At 40.4% G+C, this 22390-nt stretch carries 22 protein-coding genes and 1 pseudogene; 11 read left to right on the top strand and 12 right to left on the bottom strand.

Annotated elements, in window-relative coordinates; translation table 11 throughout:
• The first annotated feature begins 8 nt into the window (after positions 1 to 8).
• Genes AB3489_RS01570 through hisH form a run of 4 tightly spaced genes read left to right on the top strand, consistent with a single transcriptional unit; the run spans position 9 to position 4064 of the window.
• A complete protein-coding gene (locus tag AB3489_RS01570) occupies positions 9 to 1280 on the top strand; it encodes a tetratricopeptide repeat protein (protein ID WP_368293714.1) in 1272 nt (423 codons plus the stop codon).
• Positions 1281 to 1305: 25 nt separating this feature from the next.
• On the top strand, positions 1306 to 2622 hold the full coding sequence (locus AB3489_RS01575; RefSeq protein WP_368293715.1) for an N-acetyl sugar amidotransferase: 1317 nt from the start codon (positions 1306 to 1308) through the stop codon (positions 2620 to 2622).
• A 10-nt stretch (positions 2623 to 2632) separates the two neighbouring features.
• Complete coding sequence (gene hisF, locus AB3489_RS01580) at positions 2633 to 3421, top strand: imidazole glycerol phosphate synthase subunit HisF (protein WP_368293716.1); 789 nt, start codon at positions 2633 to 2635, stop codon at positions 3419 to 3421.
• Positions 3414 to 4064, top strand: a complete 651-nt coding sequence (hisH, locus tag AB3489_RS01585) for an imidazole glycerol phosphate synthase subunit HisH (RefSeq protein ID WP_368293717.1) — start codon at positions 3414 to 3416, stop codon at positions 4062 to 4064. Before hisF ends, hisH begins: the two co-directional genes overlap by 8 nt.
• 43 nt (positions 4065 to 4107) lie before the next feature.
• On the opposite strand, the gene AB3489_RS01590 is transcribed toward hisH, so the two are convergent.
• The 9 genes from AB3489_RS01590 to galU form a co-directional block, all read right to left on the bottom strand.
• On the bottom strand, positions 4108 to 4830 hold the full coding sequence (locus AB3489_RS01590) for a CMP-N-acetlyneuraminic acid synthetase (RefSeq protein ID WP_368293718.1): 723 nt from the start codon (positions 4828 to 4830) through the stop codon (positions 4108 to 4110).
• Positions 4802 to 6010 carry a UDP-N-acetylglucosamine 2-epimerase gene (gene neuC, locus AB3489_RS01595; protein WP_368293719.1) on the bottom strand — a complete coding sequence of 403 codons (1209 nt, stop codon included), beginning with the start codon at positions 6008 to 6010 and terminating at the stop codon, positions 4802 to 4804. The genes AB3489_RS01590 and neuC overlap by 29 nt, the downstream gene beginning before the upstream one ends.
• A complete protein-coding gene (gene neuB, locus AB3489_RS01600) occupies positions 6007 to 7005 on the bottom strand; it encodes an N-acetylneuraminate synthase (RefSeq protein ID WP_368293720.1) in 999 nt (332 codons plus the stop codon). Before neuB ends, neuC begins: the two co-directional genes overlap by 4 nt.
• Entirely contained in the window at positions 6998 to 7642 is a 645-nt protein-coding gene (locus AB3489_RS01605; protein ID WP_368293721.1) for an acetyltransferase, read from the bottom strand. Before AB3489_RS01605 ends, neuB begins: the two co-directional genes overlap by 8 nt.
• A 4-nt stretch (positions 7643 to 7646) precedes the next feature.
• Positions 7647 to 8696, bottom strand: a complete 1050-nt coding sequence (locus AB3489_RS01610; protein ID WP_368293722.1) for a sugar phosphate nucleotidyltransferase — start codon at positions 8694 to 8696, stop codon at positions 7647 to 7649.
• A gap of 150 nt (positions 8697 to 8846) precedes the next feature.
• Positions 8847 to 9404, bottom strand: coding sequence for a hypothetical protein (locus AB3489_RS01615; RefSeq protein WP_368293723.1), 558 nt, complete (start codon positions 9402 to 9404; stop codon positions 8847 to 8849).
• A 1-nt stretch (position 9405) separates the two neighbouring features.
• On the bottom strand, positions 9406 to 10587 hold the full coding sequence (locus AB3489_RS01620) for a LegC family aminotransferase (RefSeq protein ID WP_368293724.1): 1182 nt from the start codon (positions 10585 to 10587) through the stop codon (positions 9406 to 9408).
• Positions 10588 to 10620: 33 nt separating this feature from the next.
• Positions 10621 to 11601, bottom strand: coding sequence for an NAD-dependent 4,6-dehydratase LegB (locus AB3489_RS01625; RefSeq protein ID WP_368293725.1), 981 nt, complete (start codon positions 11599 to 11601; stop codon positions 10621 to 10623).
• Positions 11598 to 12479 (bottom strand): UTP--glucose-1-phosphate uridylyltransferase GalU, encoded by an 882-nt coding sequence (gene galU, locus AB3489_RS01630; protein ID WP_368293726.1) that lies wholly within the window; start codon positions 12477 to 12479, stop codon positions 11598 to 11600. The genes AB3489_RS01625 and galU overlap by 4 nt, the downstream gene beginning before the upstream one ends.
• Positions 12480 to 12936: 457 nt before the next feature.
• Here galU and AB3489_RS01635 point away from each other — a divergent pair.
• Positions 12937 to 13095 (top strand): annotated as a pseudogene (locus tag AB3489_RS01635) (DUF255 domain-containing protein); the annotation flags it as partial.
• Between the two features lie 213 nt (positions 13096 to 13308).
• Here the strand turns inward: AB3489_RS01635 and AB3489_RS01640 are convergent.
• Positions 13309 to 13818, bottom strand: a complete 510-nt coding sequence (locus AB3489_RS01640; protein ID WP_368293727.1) for an XRE family transcriptional regulator — start codon at positions 13816 to 13818, stop codon at positions 13309 to 13311.
• A 98-nt stretch (positions 13819 to 13916) separates the two neighbouring features.
• Here AB3489_RS01640 and AB3489_RS01645 point away from each other — a divergent pair, with 98 nt between their 5' ends.
• A complete protein-coding gene (locus AB3489_RS01645) occupies positions 13917 to 14510 on the top strand; it encodes a VWA domain-containing protein (RefSeq protein WP_368293728.1) in 594 nt (197 codons plus the stop codon).
• 367 nt (positions 14511 to 14877) lie between these two features.
• On the opposite strand, the gene AB3489_RS01650 is transcribed toward AB3489_RS01645, so the two are convergent.
• Positions 14878 to 16122 carry an IS256 family transposase gene (locus tag AB3489_RS01650; RefSeq protein ID WP_368292328.1) on the bottom strand — a complete coding sequence of 415 codons (1245 nt, stop codon included), beginning with the start codon at positions 16120 to 16122 and terminating at the stop codon, positions 14878 to 14880.
• Positions 16123 to 16207: 85 nt separating this feature from the next.
• Positions 16208 to 17077 carry a hypothetical protein gene (locus AB3489_RS01655; protein WP_368293729.1) on the bottom strand — a complete coding sequence of 290 codons (870 nt, stop codon included), beginning with the start codon at positions 17075 to 17077 and terminating at the stop codon, positions 16208 to 16210.
• A gap of 281 nt (positions 17078 to 17358) precedes the next feature.
• On the opposite strand from AB3489_RS01655, the gene AB3489_RS01660 reads away from it, so the two are divergent.
• The 5 genes from AB3489_RS01660 to AB3489_RS01680 all read left to right on the top strand — a co-directional run bounded on the left by AB3489_RS01660 (position 17359) and on the right by AB3489_RS01680 (position 22388).
• Positions 17359 to 18201, top strand: a complete 843-nt coding sequence (locus tag AB3489_RS01660) for a hypothetical protein (protein WP_368293730.1) — start codon at positions 17359 to 17361, stop codon at positions 18199 to 18201.
• A 29-nt stretch (positions 18202 to 18230) separates the two neighbouring features.
• Complete coding sequence (locus AB3489_RS01665; RefSeq protein WP_368293731.1) at positions 18231 to 19796, top strand: hypothetical protein; 1566 nt, start codon at positions 18231 to 18233, stop codon at positions 19794 to 19796.
• A 239-nt stretch (positions 19797 to 20035) separates the two neighbouring features.
• Positions 20036 to 20977, top strand: coding sequence for a helix-turn-helix transcriptional regulator (locus AB3489_RS01670; RefSeq protein ID WP_368293732.1), 942 nt, complete (start codon positions 20036 to 20038; stop codon positions 20975 to 20977).
• Positions 20978 to 21117: 140 nt separating this feature from the next.
• On the top strand, positions 21118 to 21687 hold the full coding sequence (locus tag AB3489_RS01675; RefSeq protein ID WP_368293733.1) for a DUF4352 domain-containing protein: 570 nt from the start codon (positions 21118 to 21120) through the stop codon (positions 21685 to 21687).
• A gap of 227 nt (positions 21688 to 21914) precedes the next feature.
• Positions 21915 to 22388 (top strand): hypothetical protein, encoded by a 474-nt coding sequence (locus AB3489_RS01680; RefSeq protein ID WP_368293734.1) that lies wholly within the window; start codon positions 21915 to 21917, stop codon positions 22386 to 22388.
• The last annotated feature ends 2 nt before the right edge of the window (positions 22389 to 22390 follow it).

Genomic DNA, 22390 nt, shown 5'->3' on the forward strand with positions numbered 1-22390 from the left:
AGTGAATAATGAATTGGCTTTCAATCTACGGGCTTTATGCCATTATCAGAGAATATGCCGGCTGCCCAGCGACGCTGCCGCTGTTTTGCCGATATGAGCATGGGTGGAATCCGATACCGGAGCCTGATCCTTATGATGCTCAAACGGATAAACCCCTCATGCTGGTATGGAGCAGAAGACGTTTGCAAGAGTGGAACGAAGAAAGCAGTATTCCTGCGGCTATTGTTGGCGCGCCTTTTATCCACTACCGAAAATTAAGGAATATAGAGAAGGATATAGCCGCTAAAGGGACAATAGCCTTTCCCGCACATTCTACTTCAACCATTGACGCGGTATTCGATATTGACGCGTATTGTAAGCAGCTGCAAAATCTTCCGGGCGAGTTTCAGCCAGTAACGATATGTTTGCATCTTCATGATATCGAAAGAAAGAAGGACGAGAAATACAGAGAATATGGGTTCAATGTTGTAACAGCCGGGCCAGTCTGGGTATTGGGGTTTGAATTCGTAGAAAAATTTTATGATCTTCTCAGAAGGCATAAATATGCTACATCTAATCAAGTTGGCTCATATTCTTTTTATGCTGTAGAAATGGGGATTCCCTTTTTTATCTACGGGGAGGAGGCTGATTTGGAGAATGGCGGAGAACCCCTTATGCCCTCCAAATTTAGTTATACAGATTATCCCATAGGTGTTTTGGCCGCAAAGATATTTGCGGGTCCTACGCAAATCATTAGTGAAGCGCAGAAGAAATTTGTGGAAGAAGAACTTGGCATCCATGACTGTCTGCCCGGTGCAGAGCTAAGGGATTTGTTGATAGAAAGCAATAACCGGGCGATTGAAGCGTATCAGGAATATTTAAAGACAGGTCAGGGCGGGGTTGAAGAAAAAATTGCAACTTGCAGGAAACTGGTTGATTATTTTCAGAATTCCGGAGATACGGATAAACAACTTGAATATATCTTAAAAACCTTTGCCTATGCCCCCCCAAACGCTGAGTTTTGTTGTCACTTAGGTTTATATTTCCTGGATGTTCAACAATATGAACAGGCTGTTTTCTGGTACAAGCTGGCAGCCCAATTGAAAAAACCAATAAATAGCCGATTAATGTGGCTGCCGCATATCCAGCTATGTCTTTGTTATGACCATTTAGGCCAACACAAGTTGGCCTATGAGCATAATGAGATAGCAGGGAAATATTCTCCGGAAAATAGCCAGATTATCCACAACAAGAAATATTTGGAGCGTGTGCTGGGTATAAAACCCCCCAATCAAGCTTAAATAAAGTAATAAAGGCGGTAAAGAGATGGAAATAGTTAACAAACCGGGAGTTATAGATGATTCTAATTTTGGATTAAACGAAAGTATGCTGGAAGCCAAATTCGGTCTTCCTTCAGAACTGAAGTATTGCAAGCGGTGTGTAATGTCCAATCAACGTCCTAATTCGACAGTCGAATATCAACACACCAAGAACTCCAAGAAAGAAACGATCCATTTAGATGAGGAAGGGGTTTGTGACGCCTGTCGTTTTGCCGAATCCAAAAACAAAAGTATTGATTGGCAGGGGCGGGAGCAGGAACTGATAGATCTATGTAACAAATACCGGAAAAGTGACGGCTCTTATGACTGCCTTGTTCCCGGATCCGGCGGCAAAGACAGCTTTTACGCGGCGCATGTTCTTAAATATAAATATGGAATGCACCCCTTAACAGTAACTTGGGCGCCTCACATCTATACACCTTGGGGCTGGCATAATTTTCAGGCCTGGTTAAACGCCGGCTTTGATAATTTCCTGTGCACACCAAATCCCCGGACACATCGCTTGCTGACAAGGCTGGCGGTAGAGAATCTTTTCCATCCGTTCCAGCCTTTTATTTTTGGACAGAAATCCCTGGCACCGAAAATGGCTTTAGCCCATGATATTAAACTGGTTTTTTACGGCGAAAATGAGGCTGAGTACGGTAATCCAATATCCGATACTTCTTCAGCGAAAAGGGATTGGAAGTATTTTACCGCGGAAGACAAAAGCAAGATTTATCTCGGCGGTGTATCTTTAGAAGCCTTAGAGAGAGATTTCGGAGTTGAGCCGGTTGAGCTGCTTCCCTATATCCCTGCTGATCCGGACGAACTGGAGCGGAAAAAAGTCGAGGTACACTATCTCGGATATTATTTAAGATGGCATCCCCAAGAGTGTTTTTATTACGCTGTCGAGAACGGCGGTTTTAAGCCGTCGCCGGAACGTACGGTTGGCACTTACAGTAAGTATAACAGTATTGATGATAAGATCGACGATTTCCATTACTATACTACCTTTATCAAATTTGGGATCGGACGGGCAACCTATGATGCCGCTCAGGAAATTAGAAATCAAGAAATTACGCGCGAGGAAGGGGTAGCTCTGGTAAAAAAATTTGACGGGGAGTTCCCGGAGCGTTTTGCGGAAGAAATCTTTCAATATTTAAGTATTCCTGAAAAGGAGTTTCCGGCGGCATCTAAAATGTTTGAACAACCGGTTATGGATAGGGACTATTTTATGGCGCTGGCCGATACTTTTCGATCACCTCACCTCTGGACGCGGGAAAACGGGAATTGGAAGTTACGGCGCCCGATTTATGAAGAGTGAAGTGTAGATCATGAATAATATGAAGACCAGAAGTAATATTCGATTAATTGCCAGATTAGACGTGAAAGGTCCCAATTTAGTTAAAGGTGTCCAACTTGAGGGGTTGAGAAAAATCGGCGACCCCAACACTTTCGCTAAAGCATATTACGATCAGGGAATAGACGAACTGATTTATCTGGATATCGTGGCAAGTTTATATGAACGGAATAATTTATTGGAGATAGTGCGCGGCGCGGCAAAGGACGTATTTATTCCCCTAACAGTCGGCGGGGGTATTCGCTCAGTAGAAGATGTAAGAGATGTATTGCGGGCAGGCGCCGATAAGGTTGCCATTAATACCGCCGCCATCAAACGACCGGATTTGATCCGCGAGATAGCCGAAAGGTTCGGCTCCCAGTGCATGGTCTTATCTATCGAAGCGAAAAAGGTCAGTCAAGGAAAATGGGAAGCTTATTACGATAACGGCAGGGAAAAGACAGGCATTGATGTTATGGAATGGGTCAAAAGGGGTTATGAACTGGGCGCAGGTGAAATACTCTTAACTTCAGTAGATAGGGAGGGTATAGCCAAAGGATTCGACGTGGACCTTGTCAAGGCCGCGTCGAACGCAGTTCCAATACCTGTCATTGCCAGCGGCGGTATGGGCAGTGTAAGAGATATGATAAATGTTATTAACGACGGTTGCGCGGATGCGATTGCCATGGCCCATGTCCTTCATTATAAAAAGCTGACGGTGCAGGAGATACGGGAATATGCTATCTCCTGCAATCTTAACGTAAGGAGATTGAAACATGGTTAGGATCACGTTGGTTGACTATGGAATGGGAAATATTCTCAGCGTACAGAGAGCATTTGAATATTGCGGCGGTCAGGTGAGAATCTCGGATAATCCCCGAGACATTAGAAACTCAGATTATCTGGTCTTGCCGGGAGTCGGTGCTTTTGCCGATGGTATGAAGGGATTATCTGAACGTGGTCTTATGGAAGCAATTATCAATTTTGCTTCTAAGGAAAGGCCTTTTCTAGGCATCTGTCTGGGGATGCAAATGATGATGGGGAAAAGTGAGGAATTCGGGATTCATGAAGGCTTAGGCTTGATACCGGGCAGTGTTGTTAAAATACCGGCTCAGGATATGCACGGCTTAAGACAAAAGATACCGCACATCGGCTGGAACGCTTTAGCGTTACCAGATAGTAAAGAAAACTGGCAGGGAACAATTCTTGCGGGTATTGAAATCGGCGAGACGGTTTATTTTGTACATTCATTTACGGCAGTACCTGCAAATTTATCAAATAGACTGGCTGACACTTCTTATAACGGGCAAATTATATCCGCTGCGGTTCAATCAGGCTACTTGTACGGTTGTCAATTTCATCCGGAAAAAAGCGGGATGACAGGATTGAGGATTATTCGTAACTTTATCAACCTAAATTCAGTATAAGAAAATGACTTACTTGACTCAATATGTCAATATGGCGTTATTTTTAATGTTCTTTTAACGTAAGAAGATACTCGGCTATAGAAAAATCAGACAGCGTATCGATATCGATGGATCTTTCTTTGGGCATGACGTAGGCAAAAGAGTTTCCGTCCAAGATATCCTGCGTCCTTAAAAAATAGGATGTTTTTACAGCATAAATTGCTCCATTAATTCGATAAAAAACGGGCAGTTCTTGTCTGGTTTTCGCTATAATTTTCGGCCGGAGAAAACCCTTAAGAGATTTATTTTCCGGCAAGGTATTAAACCACAAGGGGGAATGATCAGCCTCACAAACCGACACAATAGAATCTGCATTTGTTTGAGTCATTTTTTCAATTGCCTGGATAATGTCTTTAGCAGTTCGCAACGGTGATGTCGGCTGCAAGACGACTAAGATATCATACGCTTTGCCCAGCGCCGCGAATTGGGCAAGGGCCTCCCTTACACAATCCCATGTCGAAGCGGAATCTGAAGCCAGCTCAGCCGATCTTAAAAATGGAACATGTGCTCCGTATTGGATGGCGATATCGGCATATTCCCATGAATCGGTCGAAAGAAATACTTCATCAAATATTCCTGCCTCCCGGGCTTGAATAATACTATAGGCAATCAGGGGCTTGCCGTTAAGAATTCGGATGTTTTTGCCAGGTAATCCCTTAGAACCGCTGCGCGCGGGAATAATGGCGATAATTCGCTGCTCATTGAACACGGCTTTGCCCCTTACCATCATAAAAACTCTTTTTGAGATTTATCTTGTTATTATCCAGAAAATCCTTTATTACCATGACAATTTTTTCAGAAGTTTTGCCATCGCCGTAAGGATTTTCCTGATCGGCAATTTTGCCCAAAAACTGCTGGGATCTTGCCTTACTAATGCAATTGAGTATAGCGTGTTTTTCGGGTTGGCAAGATAAGACTGATTTGGCGCAAATCCTGCCTTTTTGCCTGTCTCCGATATTGATCGTGGGTTTCTTAAAGCTGGGGGTTTCAATGATTCCACTGGAGGAATTGCCGATCACCATCTCACAATATTTCATCGCCGAAAGGTAACGCCATACGCCCAGAGATGCAAAGCAAATCGAATTTGATTTTTTCTCACAGTAGGCTTCTATTTTGTTATTGATCTCCTGGCCATATTTATCAGCGTTAGCTTTAGTAAAGATATAGTTCAGCCCTTCGCTCTCATCGAGAGCCGACAGAAGCACTTCCATTTGCTTCATGGCAGAATTCTTTTCCAAGGTTGTCGGGTGAAATGTGACAAGAGCATAGGGACTGTTTAAATCATAGCCTATGCTGCGCGCCAGCTCATCTTTGGTCATAAGGGGCATCCTTAAAATGTTTTCTACACCGGTTGACCCAACATTGAATACCCGATCCGGCGTTTCCCCCATATTAATAACCCGCTGTCTGTATTGCTCGGCGGAAGTAAAGTGCAAATAACTCATTTTACTGATGGCGTGGCGGAAAACCTCATCCATTGACCCCTCCGTTGTTTCCCCGCCATGAAGATGAGCAATGGGGATACAGGCAACTGCCGCGGCGGTAGCAGCCGCAAAAATTTCAAACCGGTCGCCTAAAATGACGACTAAATCAGGCTGAGTTTTTGCAAAATACTCCGCAAAACCGATAATACCAATTCCAATAGCTTTGGCCGTGGAATCAATATTATCTAATTTGTTATTAGTCTTGGTTGAACCGTCATTACGCAAAATTTCAATTTTAGCATCAATGGTAAAACCATCGGCTTCAATTTCCTTATATGTGCAACCAAAATCTTCAGACAGATGCATACCTGTTGCCGCAATTTTTACAACAAAACTATGAGTATCAGCCAGCCGAAATATGACAGGTCTTAAAAGACCATATTCAGCCCGGGAACCGGTAACTACGCAAATCGTTTTTTTCATAATTCTATCAACTCGTCCTCGCCAAAATCACGCGTTGCGCTCATTCCCAGCACCTCGAACCACTTCATCGGAGAAATCCCATTACCGGGGCGTTTAACGGTCAAATTATCTTGGGTAAAAAGTTCACCTTTAACAATATTGCGTTTGGCGACAATGCTTTTGCGGGCAGCTTGTTTGTTAGGATTTTCGGATTTTGATACGCGTTTGACGCCATCACCCAAAGCGAGTTCAACATTCCGGATAGCTGAAACCATAGCCTTAAGCTCCCTGGGATCAAGACTTGCTTTATGGTCCGGACCTTCCAGGTTTTTATCAAGCGTAAAATGCTTTTCGATCACAGCAGCGCCCAGTGCCACTGCGGCAAGTGGAGCTGCTATCCCTAAGGTATGATCGGAATAGCCGACTTTAACGCCAAAGTGTTCTTTTAAAGTCAGCATCGCTTTGATGTTGGCATCCTCAAAAGGAGTAGGATACTGGGTATTACAGTGAAGCAACGTTACCGAACCTGCGCCGTTATTCTGCAGCACCTCTAAGGCCAGCCCAACATCTGCCAAATCACACATTCCCGTTGACATGATCACCGGTTTGCCGGTTTGGGCGATTTTTATCAGGTACGGCAGGTTGGTAATTTCTCCAGATGGCACCTTAAATATTGGCATGTCGAAACTATTCAAAAAATCTATGCTTTCCAAATCAAAGGGCGTGGAAAGAAATAGAATTTCTTTTTGGTCACAATACTTTTTGAGTTCCGTGAAATCGCCATAAGATAACTCCAGTTTCTTTACCATTTCTAACTGACTTTCATTTGTCCTGGTCATTTGTTTTTGATAGTCTGCTTTATCCGCCACTTTTGAGATAAGACTCTCCGCTTTAAAGGTTTGAAATTTAACGGCATCTACTCCCGCATCTTTGGCGATATCTATTAATTCTCTGGCTAGAGGCACATTCCCGTTGTGGTTTACTCCGGCTTCGGCGATTATCAAAACATCATGCATTATTTCTCACCCTTTTACAGGGATTGCCATAAGCAACAACCTTGCTTGCCACATCGCCGGCAACAACGCTTCCGGCTCCGATCAGGCAGTTATCGCCAATGGTTACGCCTTGAATAACCGTTGAGTTGGCGCCGATATGTGTCCGGGCGCCGATTTTAACGTTACCGCAGATAACAGCGCCGGGCCCTATATGGGTGAATTCTTCAATACAACAACCATGCTCTAGTATTGCGCCGGTATTGATGATCGCCATATCACCAATAGTGCTCCCGGCATTAATTACCGTGTTCTTACCCGCGTAAATGCCTTCGCCAAGCAGGATATCACTGCCGATATTTGAAGAATGATCGATTATCGCAGGCAAGGCAAAACCTTGACGTTTAAGCATATAATACAGTTTTATTCGCAATGACGGGTTGCCGATGCTTCCGACTGCAATAAAAGCATTTTTAACCCCGCTATCAAATACAGATTTTAATACGTCATCATTTCCTATGATTCCATAGCCTAATACTTTCTTCCCGGCAACATAGTCCAATTCAGTAATTCCCACGATTTCGAATTTTTGGCATGATTGAATGCTGTCGATAACGCCGAGCGCATGCCCGCCAGCGCCTATCAGCACAATTTTTTCCACGAGCTCACACCTCTAATTCTTTCTTCATCCTTGCCAATTCTTCAAACTGCCCCATATCCAGCCAACACCGTTCGCTAACAGGAAAAATCCCTATCTTTTCTCCCAGCCTTTTTTGCTGCACAATGATATCGGGGAACCCTATTACTTTATCATTCTTAAGCCTGTCTAGAACATTGGGTTCCACGACATAAAAGCCGGAATTGATCAGAAATGAGTATTCGGGTCTTTCTATCATTGAGGCTATTTCACCATTGCTGTTCATATTGATTATTCCATAAGGAAGCGTGAGATGCTTATAAGCTGCTACGATGGTAATCATATTGCCGGTTTGTTTATGATGGTCATATATTTCCTTATAGTTGGCTTTGATCAGCACATCACAGTTAGTCAGGAAAAAGGTCGATTCGAGTTTCCCTTTAAGCAGACTAAGCCCGCCGCCTGTACCCAGCGGCATCTCTTCATGATGAAATTTAAGGAGATAATCCTTCTTAACTTCGTTGAAATAGGACTTGATCATATTTCCTTTATAGTTGACGATTAAATGAAACTCTCTGCACTCATACTCCATAAAATTAGTAATGATATGCTCGGTAATAGGAATTTCGCCGATTGGAATGAGTGGTTTCGGTAATATTTTGGTATACGGATACAGCCGTGTTCCCAAGCCGCCAGCCATAATAACGACAGGTGCAGCAACAGAATGTTGGCGTCCAATCTCGTAATCTTCGAGAAAAACAATCGATTGTATTTCCAATGTTTCACTCACAACCGGTAAAGATAATATTGACCATTTCTTCATTAATTCCCGGGATTGCTCTTTATCTTTTTCCAAGATAAATCTTGGATGATAATTGGCAATTTCTTTTACTTTATCCTCTAATTTCCCTCCGCGCAGCAAATGCCTTCTAATGTCTCCGTCGGTAATAATTGCTTTCAGTTTTTTATTCTCGGGAACAAGCAGTATTTGCTTGGCTGTTACATCGATCTGTTTCATCGCCTCAAGGACGCTTTGGTCTTCAGTGATATATAAGGTCTCGATATCCAATACTCTCACCCCATTTATTATATGAACGCTCTAATAAATGGGAGCCAGAATTTACCATTTAATTGACAAGCAAATTCAGATAGATTGCCAAATTTTTGGGACATGATTCGTGACTTTTCTCAAAGGCTAAATTAGCAGCCAGGAACATCTTGCGTTCCTTTAAATAATTCTCAAACTGAGAAAAAAAGCCTGACGCTTTTCCGGGAAGGCCTCTTTGTAGAAAGGAAGATCTATGATCAAAATAGAACTGCGGATTTTCTTAACCAGCTTGAAGCAAAAAAGGTTCGGGTCATCCGGCAGTTCTTCAATATAAATGTTTCTTAGTAAATGAGGAGGATACTCTTGTAAATCGGCCTGAACTAGAAACTGATAAAATATCTCCGGTACTGGTTCATACACTGAAAACGGTTTATCGGGGTAACGTTCCATAAAAGCCTTAAGCTGATAACCTAAACCAATTCCGTAAAATAGAATCTCGGCATAATTATCCATATTTTTAAATTGGTCAATAAAAGCAAGCGCTTCCATTCGGGGATTTTTTTGATTATGAAGGTATTTGTCTTTCACCTTAAGGTTTGGCAAGCTGTTTTTCGCGGTAACCATTTTAATTAGTTCCTTGTCGAGAACCGCTTCCATTTTTGCTACCTTCTCCCAGGCATTAGGAAAAGATGCTTTCAATATATCCATATTCTCGTAATAATTTTGTTTATAAACCATACTAGTCTCCTTGTTTAACCACGTGGATTGCAATTTTATCAATAACCCTATATACATCGTTTGCAGATAAATTGCTGCTGCAAGGGATATTCGCAACACGGGTATAATAGGCGAGTGCCTTCTCGATCATAAAAGCCTGGTTATGCAAATAAGGTTTTTGTTCATGAATTAGTCCCCAGATAGGGCGGGTTTGAATATTGGCTTTGGCTAGACTCTCCATTATTCTTTTACGGGAATATTTCTCGAGATTTACGATATAAAGAGAATAGAACCAGTAGTTCGGTCTGATATCCTCCCGAAAGTCCAGGATCTTCAAACCGTTCAAGCCGTCATTTATTTTGCTTTTGTATATTTGATAGTTTTCTTTCTTTATCGATATAAAGTTCTCCAGTTGCTCCAGCTGCGCAACCCCCAGTGCTGCCTGCAGGTTGGTCATTCTATAGTTGTAGCCAACTTCATTGTGCAGGAAAATTTCAGCGTCATCTTTGGCCTGGGTCGACAAATATTTGGCTCTTTTCATTATGCCGGGATCACGGGAGACCATCATTCCGCCGCCGCCGGTCGTAATAATTTTATTGCCGTTAAAGGAATACACTCCGATATCAGCTATGGTCCCGGCATATTTACCTTTATACCGGCCCTCAAGGCAATAGGTTCCTAAGGCCTCAGTGGCATCCTCAATTACTTTGAGGTTATATTCCTCAGCTATATCCATAACCGCCGGCATATCTGCCATGTTGCCGAAAATATGGACCACCACGATGGCTTTGATCTGTCTGCCGGTAGACTTATTGATTAATTTGCTGTCAATAAAATTACACTCTTCCAGGCAAAACTTCTTTAGTTTAGACATATCCATACACAAAGAATCATCACAATCCATAAAAACAGGATGGGCATTTAAATATTTCACCGGATTAACGGCAGCGATAAAGGTCAGTGTCGGCACAATCACTTCATGATCCGCTTCTACACCAGCTAAAATTAAAGCTAGATGCAAGCCGGCCGTACCGTTTTGACAAGCAACCGCTCTTTCCGTTTGGACATAAGCGGCAAATTCCGATTCAAATCTATCGATGTATGCCCCGCCGGTAGACACCCATTCCGCTTCAATTGCGTCAGTAATGTAGTTAAGTTCGTTACCCTTAAAGTTGGGGACTGATAATGGGATGAATTTATCCATAAAGCTCAACTGCTTTCAATTCTTGCTTATACATCACAGGTTATAAATATCCGCTTTGTACCGCCCTAAATTTTCCATAAAAAAAACTATCGTCTCAGCCAGACCCTTTTTTAAACTATACTTCGGCTCCCAGGCAGTAAGCTTTCTGATTTTCTCATTTGACCCCAAAAGCCTGTTTACCTCGCTTTTTTCTGGGCGTAATCTTTGCTGGTCACAAATCAGCCTTGCCTGAGGGTTAATCTGATCAATTAACTCCTGGGCAAGCTGACCGATTGATATCTCTTGCTGGGTCGCAATATTGATCTCTTGCCCTATGGTTTTATCAGACGCGGCGATGTCAATAAAGCCTTGGGCAGTATCTTTCACATAAACAAAATCTCTGGTTGGCGTAAGCGAACCTAGTTTTATTTCGGCCATTCCCGACAGAAGCTGGGTAATAACAGTCGGAATCACAGCCCTGGCCGATTGACGCGGTCCATAAGTGTTAAATGGCCGCACGATGGTAACGGGCATTTTGAAGCTGCGATAAAAGCTCTCCGCCAGTCTGTCAGCCCCTATTTTGGTGGCTGAATACGGAGATTGCCCTTGAAAGGGGTGCTTCTCATCAATGGGCACATACTGGGCGGTGCCATAAACTTCTGATGTAGAGGTTACCAGGATCCTTTTCGTTTTCAGATCTTTAGCGGCCTGCAGGACATTCAAGGTGCCTTTGATATTCGTGTCAACATAGGAATCGGGAGAATGATAGCTGAAGGGAATGGCGATTAAAGCCGCAAGATGGAAAACCTCATCCACCTCTCTGAGCGCTTCTCTTACTCCGTTGGGATCACGGATATCGCCCGTGAATATTTCTATATTCTCTATAAGTTCTTTGGGAAAGGTATCCAGCCATCCCCAGGTATTAAATGAATTATAATAGACAAAAGCCTTGACCTTTTCACCATTTTTGATCAGTTGCTCCACAAGATGGCTGCCAATAAAGCCGTCAGCACCGGTAACAAGGATTTTTTTCATTGTATTTCCTCCGGTTTAAGTCCATGCAGATAGTTAATTAACTCATCAGACAAATCATCATGGCGTAACCCGTATTCAATCGTCGCTTGAATAAAACCAAATTTGTCTCCTACATCATATCTGCTCCCCTCAAAATCAAAGGCAATAATTTCCCTAGCCTTGCAATATTCACGCAAGCCATCAGTCAGCTGAATTTCGCCGTCCTTACCCGGTCGAAGGTTTTCTAAAATTCCAAAAATCTGAGGACTTAGAATATAGCGCCCCATAATCGCTAAATGTGTCGCTGGGGCCTCTTCCGGACGGGGTTTTTCAATCAGATTCCGGGACCGATAAATACGCTCGCCAATTTTTTCCCCGTCCACTATGCCGAATCTGGAAACCTTTTCTAAAGGGACTTCGTGGACCCCGACAATACTAGCTCCATAACGTTCGTAAATATTGATCATTTGTTTTAAACAAGGTATCTTGGCATGAATGACATCATCCCCCAGCAATACTGCGAAAGGCTCATCTCCTATAAACTTTCTTGCACAATAGATTGCATGGCCTAAGCCGAGAGCTTCTTTTTGACGGACATAAAAAATATTTGCCAGCCGCGAAATATCTTGTACTACATGCAATAGCTCGTCCTTTTTAGTATTTTTCAAGAACATCTCCAGTTCGATTGAGCGGTCAAAATGGTCTTCTATGGCCCTTTTACTGCGGCCGGTAACGATTACAATGTCTTCAATTCCCGATTGAATTGCTTCTTCAACAATAAACTGGATTGTAGGCTTATCCACAATAGGCAACATTTCCTTAGGCTGAGCCTTTGTTGCCGGTAAAAAACGCGTGCCAAGTCCTGCTGCCGGAATGATTGCTTTACGAATTTTATGCATAACTTAACCTCTAAAGTTTGTTCCTTTATCTATATTGTATAAGGGTAAATCCAAGATGTTACCATATATAAATAATAGAATCATCATTAAGCCGCTGACAAAATTGGTGTCTTAATGGTATGCGAGGCATGTTGCCAAGCCGATGGTTTTAAAGAAAACTTGTCACCCAACTAGAAGACAAGCTGTAAGCAAGGGCGCCATCTCGTCTACAAAAAAACTCAAACTGAATCTCGCTGATCTGATACACATATTCAACCATTTGTTAAAAGAGATGTTAGACGTTTTTTGATAACATTACCCAAACGACAGATAATGCGGTCCGCTATGATCTCTACCGTACTATCATTGAAAGCATAGTATGGCAAAAAATCGGAGACGATATAAAAGTAATTGTTAACTTCAAATAAATTTGGAAGTGCTTATAAGAATATAGCATCCATAAAAAGGAGGTGGTCATGTGGACACTCAAAAGAAAATACCCAATAGATTAATCAATGAAAAATCTCCCTATCTGTTACAGCACGCCAATAATCCGGTGGACTGGTATCCGTGGGGAGAGGAAGCATTTGAGAAAGCTAGGCTTGAAGACAAGCCTGTCTTTCTATCTATTGGGTATTCTTAGGAAAGATCCACCTGTCATTGGTGTCATGTTCACAAAATAAAGTGACTAAAATATAGCTTGTTGGGGCTATTACATATAATATTTTGTTCATTAAAGAAAGACACTTTCTGATTTTACAACCAAAAAACGGTCTTTTCTATCTTTACGATTTAATCAATTAGCTGACTAAGTTATTTGACTCAGTCAGCTTTTTTGTAAAATTTTTTATTATTCAAGAATCACAGAAAGCGGTTTTAAGCTGAAGTAATCTAAAGCCTGGTTTACAGTTAGAATGTCATAGACTTGTTTCTCAAGAAAGTATTGAATAATTAGATCGAATGTATCGCCATCAGACAGAGAGTAGCCAGCGGCGTTTAAAAGTTCTTCTGCTTCTTTTTTATTTAATTCAAGAGCAAGGGCTAAAGAAATGACAGTATTTTTCCCTATCCGGTAATTGGCTGAACGTATTTTTGAAAAATGTCTACGGTCGATTCCAGCTTTTTTGTAAACTTCCGGTTCACTGATTTCTTTTTTATCTATAAAGCTAAATAGTAACTGGCTAAATGTTTTTTTGCGGGTTTTTTTAATGAAATGTTCTAATTCCTTATCTTGAATTGCATCTGCGGAAAAAGCCTTTAGGTAATCTGTTGTTTCCTGAACATTTAATTCATGAATAAGGTTACTGGTGTATTTATCTATATATTCTCGTAATTCAGCAAGCATTTTTTCATTCAACATTTTGCTCGTCCCCCAAAAATGTCGCCTATTAAGCGACCAAATAATGAATAAATCTAGCTACTATTATATCATCGAATAAAATTGAAAGGATGATGGATATGAACATGAATTTAACAGAAATCATTTTTTTACTTGATAGAAGCGGATCGATGGGAGGGCTGGAAAGCGATACTATTGGCGGATTTAACGCATTTATAGAAAAACAGAGTCAACTCGAAGGAGAAACAATACTGACAGCGGTGCTTTTTGATGACAAGTATGAAATATTATGGAACGGAGTTAATGCCGGTAAAGTAAAGCTAACAAATAATGAATACTTTGTCAGAGGATGCACTGCTCTTCTGGATGCTGTGGGAAAAACCATTCTTGATGTGAGACAAAGGTTATCAAAAACTGTTGAAGATGAAAAGCCAGCAAAAGTAATCTTTGTCATTACAACAGACGGTTTAGAAAATGCCAGTCGAGAATTTACTTATGAAAAAGTGAAAGAACTGATCAAGCATCAGCAAGAAAAATATAATTGGGAGTTTATTTTCCTTGGGGCCAACATAGATACAGTAAAAGAAGCGGATAGTATTGGAATATCAAGGGATAACGCTTTTAACTTTGAAGCTACAAAGGACGGAGTTGAGGGAATGTTTTGCATGGTAAGTGAGGCGGTTATGGATATAAGAAACAAAAAAATGAAGTGAAATAGCAAGTATTTGCATAATTTGAAAACACCATAGGTAAATCAAGAACGAGTAGAAGCAAAATTGCTTTCCACTCGTTCGGGTGTATCCCGAACTCTGTGTAAACTCCAAAATTGATGTAAAATAAGGCGAATATTTTATGGGAGCAATAGCTTGAATAAGTCTATCGCTCCTTTTGTCTGCATTATACAGGAATACTTCGGGTTGTCAATCGACCCCAGATAAGACTTGATATGGGGGCGGCGGATGCTACCCTTAAGAACGGGATGGGGCTTACCCCAAAGGAATACATCCTTTGAGCCGCATCCCGCGACCCATTGAAGCAGCCGCCGCAGGGTCCCATGTCAAGTCTGCCCCAGAGCGGGTTTTAGCTGAATTGCTCCAATCGGTCTTCAAAATAGATTTGCAGTTGGGAATGAATTAGCCCCCAATCCTGCCTCCGGCCAGTCCATTTTTTCGTTATATCCATCATGGCCAGATAAAGCATTTTCAGTAAGCTGTCGTCGGTTGGAAAGACGGATTTGCTTTTGGTGACTTTGCGGAGCTGGCGATTAAAGCCTTCAATAGCGTTTGTGGTGTAAATCAGCTTTCGGACTTCCTGGGGATATTTGAAGTAGGTGGCTAAATTGGCCCAGTGCGTTCGCCAGGATACCGCGATTTTGGGATATTTGCTTCCCCATTTCTCATCAAAGGCATCAAGCTCATAAAGGGCAGTTTGTTCATCAATAGCTGCGTAAATATTCTTCAGATCGGCCATGAGAGCCTTGATGTCTTTGTAGGAAACGAACTTCGTTGTGTTCCGGATCTGGTGGATGATGCACTGCTGAATTTCTGTCTTGGGAAATACGGCTTCAATGGCGTTGGTGAAACCTGTGAGACCGTCTACGCAGGCAATGAGGATATCTTCTACGCCACGATTTTTGATCCCGTTCATCACGGAGAGCCAGAATTTTGCGCTTTCATTCTCGCCGACCCACATGCCCAGTACATCTTTGACTCCGTCCATCTGGATACCGATGGCGATATACACGGCTTTCTTGACGATCTGACCCTCACTGCGCACATGGAAGTGGATGGCGTCCATAAATACGACTGCATAAATACTTTCCAGCGGTCGGCTTTGCCATTCTTTTACTACCGGCAGGATTTTATCGGTGACACGGCTTACGGTACTGTCGGATACTTCAATACCATAAATTTCACGTATATGACTTTCGATATCTCCGGTGGTCATTCCTTTGGCATACATGGATAGAATCTTTTCTTCAATGTCTCCTGAGAGTGTTGTCTGCTGCTTTTTGATGATCTGCGGCTCGAATTCGCCTTTGCGGTCACGGGGGATGGAAATATCCATATCTCCCAGGCTAGTCTTTACGGTCTTTTCGCTATAACCGTTCCGGCTGTTGTCTGTTTCTTTATTCCGGTAGTCGTATCTGCTATAGCCCAGTTCGTCTTCCATCTCTGCTTCCAGGCCGTTTTCCAGGACGGTACTTACCATTTCTTTGAATAGATCCTGTACTCCTGAAACATCGTTGATTCCTGCTGCCTGCAGCATCTCCAGTAACTTTTTACGTTGTTCTCTTCTCTCGGGGGTAATTCTCCTCTTGGCCATAAATAAAAACCTCCATGTGATGCTCTTATCTTACATCACTCTGGAGGTTTACACAAAATCTGAAACGGTCTCACTCGTTCTTTAATTATAGGTTCTTCTCAAGATTTGCAATCTCTTGGCTTAAATTGGTTTTCTCTTCATTTAGCAATTTTATTTGATCATTATACTTATTGATTTCAGCCTGAAGTTCAGATATTTTAGCCTTTCTTTGGCTTATCTCATTGTTATAATCTTGAATCTCTTGGTTATAGGTAGCTGCATCTTTGGGATAGCGGGCTAAATTTTCCTGTGAGTGTCTTATATTTCCTTGTGTCCACTCAATTTGGCTATTTTGATTTGATATTTCAGATTTATCTACACCTATCTCAATGTTTAATTTACTTATCGTTTTATCAATTTCAGCAATTCGTTTCTTATCAATATCTATTTTTGAAGCACTATCTCTGCTCAATTTTGCAGAATCACTATCAACAACTTTCAAACTTATTATGGCCGTTTTTAACTTAATATTGTCACCGGCTTTTATCTGAGGCTGTAGCTTAAATTGATAAGTGCCCGGGTTAGTAAACATTAAAGAAAATTTCGAACTTATACTCTCATTTTTCTTCAAAAATATATTTGAAATATTGATTCTTGGAGTATTAGTATTGTCGGCCTGGTAGAAAGTCCAATTGTCGTATGTACTTACCTTTACTCCCTGAATCATTGAATAATCTTCGAAGGCTAAACTTATTGCAATTATTGGTGTATCAGTATTGTTTTTAATTGTGTAAGAAATAATAATAGGTTCCCCGGCTTTTCCCGATTCATTATAGGTTACTTCGAATGAATAGGGGTCAATACTTTGAACCGTGCTATTTGCCGTAGCAGTTATTTCTCCGGAATTACTAGGAATAACACTTGAACATCCGGCAAGAAGAAATATCAGGCTTAAGATTAATACAAAATGCCTCAAAGATCTCACTCCCTTTCAAATGGTATTCTACAACAAGGGAGACAAATCCTTCCACATTTCTTCTCGTTACTGAGTATTAGTCAAGTATTTGGTTATTATGGGAAAACAAACCAGATTGAAGTATAATGTTAATATAAATTACTAAATTCAGAGAAATATGATAGATAATTAAAAGCCTCTAATAAAGCGTTACAAGGTTGTACAAGTTGTTAAAGCGGAAGTCTTTATTGCGAAATAGAAAAGTATATCTGTTTTTAATATTCTGGTTTAGGGGGGATAGCGTGCTATCTTTAGAAGAATATATTGCTCGAAGGAAGAAAGAAGATAGGATAAATGAATTTAATACAGATGATCGCAATGAGAACATGAGGGTTTGCGTTAATTATGTATTCGAATATTTTAATAACTACTTAAATATTACAGATGCTGAAGAAAAGACTGTACTAAAAGATGAGAAAGTCGATAAATACAGACAAAAATTAAAGGAATATGACCAAGAAGTAAAAGCTTGGCTGGTTGGCATTTATTCTGAATATGGGAGACAGATGAATCTAAGTATCGGCAAACTTTTAAAGGAGGATGACTTCTTTTTTCTTTATGATTCTGATAAAGAATTCAGGAGCTTGTCATATGATTGTTATGCAAAATTAATAAAAAAGTATCCCTTTATAAAGGACCAGACAGAGATGCTGTTTCTGTTCATTAAAGATTACCATCAAGTAATGAGTCAAACCGGTGTGACTAATAATGATAAGGTATTTATCACTGAGGAGATCAATAATTGGATAGATGAGACGTGGGCAAAGTACAGAGTCAATATATTGGAGTTTGTTTTTAACTGGCTGAATTATTTCTCAAATAATGAAGATGTGTGGCCACCAACACATAGACGAAAAAGTAAATATGATTTCCGGAAATATGATTATGATATTAAACAAAAAAGTAATCTTTTTAACCTGGATTCACTTTATAGAAAGATGCCAAAAAAAACATTTACCAAAGGAAGAAAACAAGAATTTGAGATTCTAATGATGTATTACTGGCTTCATTCCTTTGAGGGTGATGATGATGGTTACTGGCAAGAGTACTTGGAGAAAACTTTACCCGCTTTAAAAGATAAGTAAAGTAGGAAAAATGTTTGGAGGCAATAACAATGGCCAGAGAAAAGCAGGGTAACAATAACGAACATGCATCTAACGGCCTAAACACAGTACTTACAAGTAAAAATATTGAGAATACACAGTGGGTGAAATGGAGAAATAAAAAAGGTGGCCATGGATTTGCAGCAGAAGATGCAAATGCGCAAGCCGACAGATTTTGTTTTGAAAAAGTCGAAACAGTCGGACGTAACAATCAAAGAGATGGGGCCGATCGCATTGTACATAACAGGCATGGAAATTACGTTTCTATACAGACAAAGTATTGTCGAACTGCCAAACAAACAGTAGATGCAGCATTCAGCAAAGAGACAGGACTATATCGATATAACGGTCAAATTATTGAGGTCCCGTTCGAGCAATATGAAGATGCAGTCCGAGAAATTACAGAAAAAATTAAAGCTGGTAAAGTACCGGGTATAAATGATCCCCAAAAAGCTGATTTACTTATTAGACAAGGTGATGTGACTTATATACAAGCGAAAAATATTGCTAAGGCTGGAAACATTGACTCTTTGGTGTTTGATATTAAAGAACAAAGTGTTGTCTCTTTATGTGCGTTTGGCTTGACTTTTGCCGTAACCTTTGCGAGTTGTAAATGGAATGGTATGAATATCACACAGGCGCTACGATTATCAAGTATAAATACCATAAAAAGCGGGGCTGTTGTGATGGGCACCGGAGTAATAACCAGGCAATTCTTAAGGACGTCGATAGGACGTAACTTTGCTGCATTCTCGACACAAAACGCTAAAATGGTAATAAACAAATTTTATAAATGTGATATTGGGAAAAAATCAATCCACAAGCTTTCTTCAGTGATTTCCGGGAAGATCTTGAAAGGAGCAGCTGCGAAAAACGTCGTTACTAAATTTGCACGGACTGAATGGCCGGTTATGATTTGTCTTACAGCTGTTACAACAATGCCGGATTTATACCGAGCTGCTATCACAAAGGAGATTTCGTGGTCACAATTCATAAAAAATCTGAGTGTGAATGTATCTGGTGCTATCGGTGGAATTGGTGGTGCAGCTACAGGAGCAATTATCGGAAGCTTAATTTTCCCTGGAGTTGGTACTGCTATCGGAGCAGTTCTCGGTCTTGCCGGAGGAATTGGGGGCGGAATTGGTTCAAGCAAACTTGTCTCATGGATAGCTGATACGATTTGCGACGACGATTCAACTCAGATGAACCACATTATCCAAAAAGTTGTTCCACAACTTTCGAGCGATTTTCTTGTAACTGAGAAGGAATTTGCTGAGATTCTCAAAGAGATGGAAGCTTTGATCGACGTAAAATGGCTTCGAAAAATGTATCGGGCTGGGGCCAAAGGGAAAAATGCTCAAGACAAAGCATTGTTTCAAGCTGAATATGTATACTCAAAACTCTCCCCGATATTTGAAAATACGATTGTAAAAAGAAGTATGGTAATCATCCCATCTGACAAGGAGATTCGTAAAGATCTTCGGAGAATAAATCTGCGGTTCTATATTGATTTTTTGAAACATATAATAAAGGTGTTATTTGGCAAGGAACGCCAAACCGTAAACCAGTTAACATAAATATTCTTAATTCCTTGTTGAAAACAAGGTGGTGCATTATTTAGAGGTGCAGGCCAGAAAAACTCAAGCCCCCAAACGACAAAAGAGTCTTTGGTGTTTGTCTTTAATATTGGTATAGATTTAAAGGAAATGTAAGAAAACGTGGAATGATCTTAAAATATACTATTATATCTAAGTATAAGTCTAAGGGGTATTTCATGCCGAGATCAATGAATCAAAAGATAAAGATACTATATCTAATGCAAATTCTATTTGCTGAAACTGATGAAGAGCACCCGCTAACGATAAATGAGATTATTTCCAAACTTGCGGACTATAACATCGAAGTAGAACGCAAGACCATTTATGCAGATATTGAAGCGTTGCGCCAATTCGGCTTAGATATTAAGATGGAAAAAACGAAAACGTATGATTATTTTTTAGCCAGCAGGACTTTTGAATTGCCTGAATTGAAGCTTCTGGTCGATGCTGTGCAGTCTTCAAAATTTATAACTGTCAAAAAATCGAACGAATTGATTAAAAAGCTGGAAAGCTTAACGAGTAAATATGAAGCTATTCAATTGCAGCGTCAGGTTTATATTTCTAACCGGGTTAAAGCCATGAATGAAAGTATTTATTATAACGTAGATACAATTCATCAAGCTATAACAGCCGGTAAAAAGATTTATTTTCAGTATTATGACTATACAGTGGAAAAAGAAAAAAGATTTCGTAAGAATGGGGAGTATTATCAGGTTAGTCCGGTAACTCTGACTTGGGATGATGAAAATTATTATCTGATTACTTATTCTGCCAAGTACCAAGGTCTTACTCACTACCGGGTGGATAAGATGAATGATATCCGGCTCAGTGAGGAAACACGGGACATTATTACTCATAATGAATTTGATATTGCCGGTTACGCTAAAAAAGTTTTCGGAATGTATAACGGAGAAGAGGACAATGTTACCATCCAGTTTGATAATTCCCTGGCCGGTGTTGTGATAGACCGTTTTGGGAAGGATGTTTCCATTAGGAAATTGGATGAGAAGGATTTTACGGTAACACTAAAAGTTGCTGTATCTCCGGTGTTTATTGGTTGGTTGTTTCAGTTCGGAGACATGGCCAAAGTATTGTCTCCGGAGAGTTTAATCTGCGATTTAAAACAGCGTGCACATATGCTTTTGCAGCAATATGAATAATATCAAGAGATGCATTTAATAATCCGTTTTATTGGACACCTCTCAGTTTATAATCTAAAAATGGGAGGTGCCTTTTCATATTCAAAATGGATAACGCCTTTCTGGCCAAGAATTATATTTTTGTAGGGAGGAATTACGACATGGAAAAAAAGCCAATGGGAAAGAGGAAAAAACTATTAATCGTATTAGGCGTAATTATCGTTATAATCATAATTGCCGCATCTACAGGTGGGAAAGATAGTGCTTCCACAACACCAACGTCATCTACGTCTTCTAAAAATAATCAACCGGTAGAAAAAATTTATACGTTAAATGAGGTTGTCTCGACCTCAAGTGGTATTGAAGTAACAGTTACCAAAGCAGAGCAGAGAAATACGGTTGGAAGTACTTACATTCAAAAAAAGGTCAGCGAAGGAGGGGTATTTATCTGTATTGATTATAAGATGAAAAATGTCTCAGACAAGCCGGTGGGAACTTTTTCGCTTCCGAGTATTTACTTAATTGACGAAAAGGGAACAAAATATGATGCCGATATTGATGCAAGCAGCTCCTATGCGGTTGAGAAAGACAACAACGGTAAAATACTCAGTGACTTGAACCCTGGTATAGCAACAACTGACAGTAAAGTATTTGAGATCTCAAAAGATTTATACGACAGTGGAAAATGGTACGTCTTAGTTGATAACAAGGAGAAAGTTGCTTTGAATTAATCCTTTTTATAGTTGGTTTGGCGCAGCCAGTTGAAACAGGCTGTGCCTTATCAATTTCTTATTATTCGTTTGTCAAGAGACTATCTCTTACGCGAGAAAAACCTAGACGGAATTGTTCTGTATCATGAAATTTGAAAGGAATTATGAAAAAATTGGAGAATTGAAACCTAAATAATAAAATTCCCATCTGTAGATTTTGATAGTACATTGAAAGAAAAAAACAGGAGATGGTTTCCATAGAAATAGAACTATTCACATATTCCACTATTGAGCAGTTTTACAATTCGAGGTGTGCGATAATACCAAATGAGATAGGTGTTTATATTGTTGTTGCTCCTGAATCCTTTATAGTAGAGTTTATTAATCAAACTACAGCTATTAATGAATACCACGAAAAAAACCTATTATATCCAGCAGAGGATTTAAAAATGAAATTTAGCGAGACTGATCATAAAATCCTATATATAGGTAAAGCAGGCGGAGAAATAAACAGGCTGCGCCAGAGAATAAAGCAATATGTTCGATATGGTTATCATGAAGTGGAGAACCATCGGGGTGGCAGAGCAATCTGGCAAATCAAAAACAATAGAAAGCTTTTGCTGGGATATTTTGTTTGTAATAACCCCGAAACAATAGAAAGGGAGTTATTATCAGAGTACTATAATAAAAATGGAACCTATCCAGTAGCAAATTGGATATAAGT

It is taken from the genome of Dehalobacter sp. TBBPA1 (assembly GCF_040931655.1).
Lineage (GTDB): Bacteria > Bacillota > Desulfitobacteriia > Desulfitobacteriales > Syntrophobotulaceae > Dehalobacter > Dehalobacter restrictus.

What these genes read in the sequence shown, in the direction of transcription:
- AB3489_RS01620 (WP_368293724.1), bottom strand. Translation starts at nt 10,587, where the DNA reads ATGGATAAATTCATCCCATTATCAGTCCCCAACTTTAAGGGTAACGAA.
- AB3489_RS01570 (WP_368293714.1), top strand. Translation starts at nt 9, where the DNA reads ATGAATTGGCTTTCAATCTACGGGCTTTATGCCATTATCAGAGAATAT.
- AB3489_RS01650 (WP_368292328.1), bottom strand. Translation starts at nt 16,122, where the DNA reads ATGGCCAAGAGGAGAATTACCCCCGAGAGAAGAGAACAACGTAAAAAG.
- hisF (WP_368293716.1), top strand. Translation starts at nt 2,633, where the DNA reads ATGAATAATATGAAGACCAGAAGTAATATTCGATTAATTGCCAGATTA.
- AB3489_RS01625 (WP_368293725.1), bottom strand. Translation starts at nt 11,601, where the DNA reads ATGAAAAAAATCCTTGTTACCGGTGCTGACGGCTTTATTGGCAGCCAT.
- AB3489_RS01615 (WP_368293723.1), bottom strand. Translation starts at nt 9,404, where the DNA reads ATGGTTTATAAACAAAATTATTACGAGAATATGGATATATTGAAAGCA.
- neuB (WP_368293720.1), bottom strand. Translation starts at nt 7,005, where the DNA reads ATGCATGATGTTTTGATAATCGCCGAAGCCGGAGTAAACCACAACGGG.
- AB3489_RS01670 (WP_368293732.1), top strand. Translation starts at nt 20,036, where the DNA reads ATGCAAATTCTATTTGCTGAAACTGATGAAGAGCACCCGCTAACGATA.
- AB3489_RS01575 (WP_368293715.1), top strand. Translation starts at nt 1,306, where the DNA reads ATGGAAATAGTTAACAAACCGGGAGTTATAGATGATTCTAATTTTGGA.
- AB3489_RS01640 (WP_368293727.1), bottom strand. Translation starts at nt 13,818, where the DNA reads ATGTTGAATGAAAAAATGCTTGCTGAATTACGAGAATATATAGATAAA.
- AB3489_RS01590 (WP_368293718.1), bottom strand. Translation starts at nt 4,830, where the DNA reads ATGGTAAGGGGCAAAGCCGTGTTCAATGAGCAGCGAATTATCGCCATT.
- AB3489_RS01645 (WP_368293728.1), top strand. Translation starts at nt 13,917, where the DNA reads ATGAACATGAATTTAACAGAAATCATTTTTTTACTTGATAGAAGCGGA.
- AB3489_RS01680 (WP_368293734.1), top strand. Translation starts at nt 21,915, where the DNA reads ATGGTTTCCATAGAAATAGAACTATTCACATATTCCACTATTGAGCAG.
- AB3489_RS01665 (WP_368293731.1), top strand. Translation starts at nt 18,231, where the DNA reads ATGGCCAGAGAAAAGCAGGGTAACAATAACGAACATGCATCTAACGGC.
- galU (WP_368293726.1), bottom strand. Translation starts at nt 12,479, where the DNA reads ATGCATAAAATTCGTAAAGCAATCATTCCGGCAGCAGGACTTGGCACG.
- AB3489_RS01675 (WP_368293733.1), top strand. Translation starts at nt 21,118, where the DNA reads ATGGAAAAAAAGCCAATGGGAAAGAGGAAAAAACTATTAATCGTATTA.
- neuC (WP_368293719.1), bottom strand. Translation starts at nt 6,010, where the DNA reads ATGAAAAAAACGATTTGCGTAGTTACCGGTTCCCGGGCTGAATATGGT.
- hisH (WP_368293717.1), top strand. Translation starts at nt 3,414, where the DNA reads ATGGTTAGGATCACGTTGGTTGACTATGGAATGGGAAATATTCTCAGC.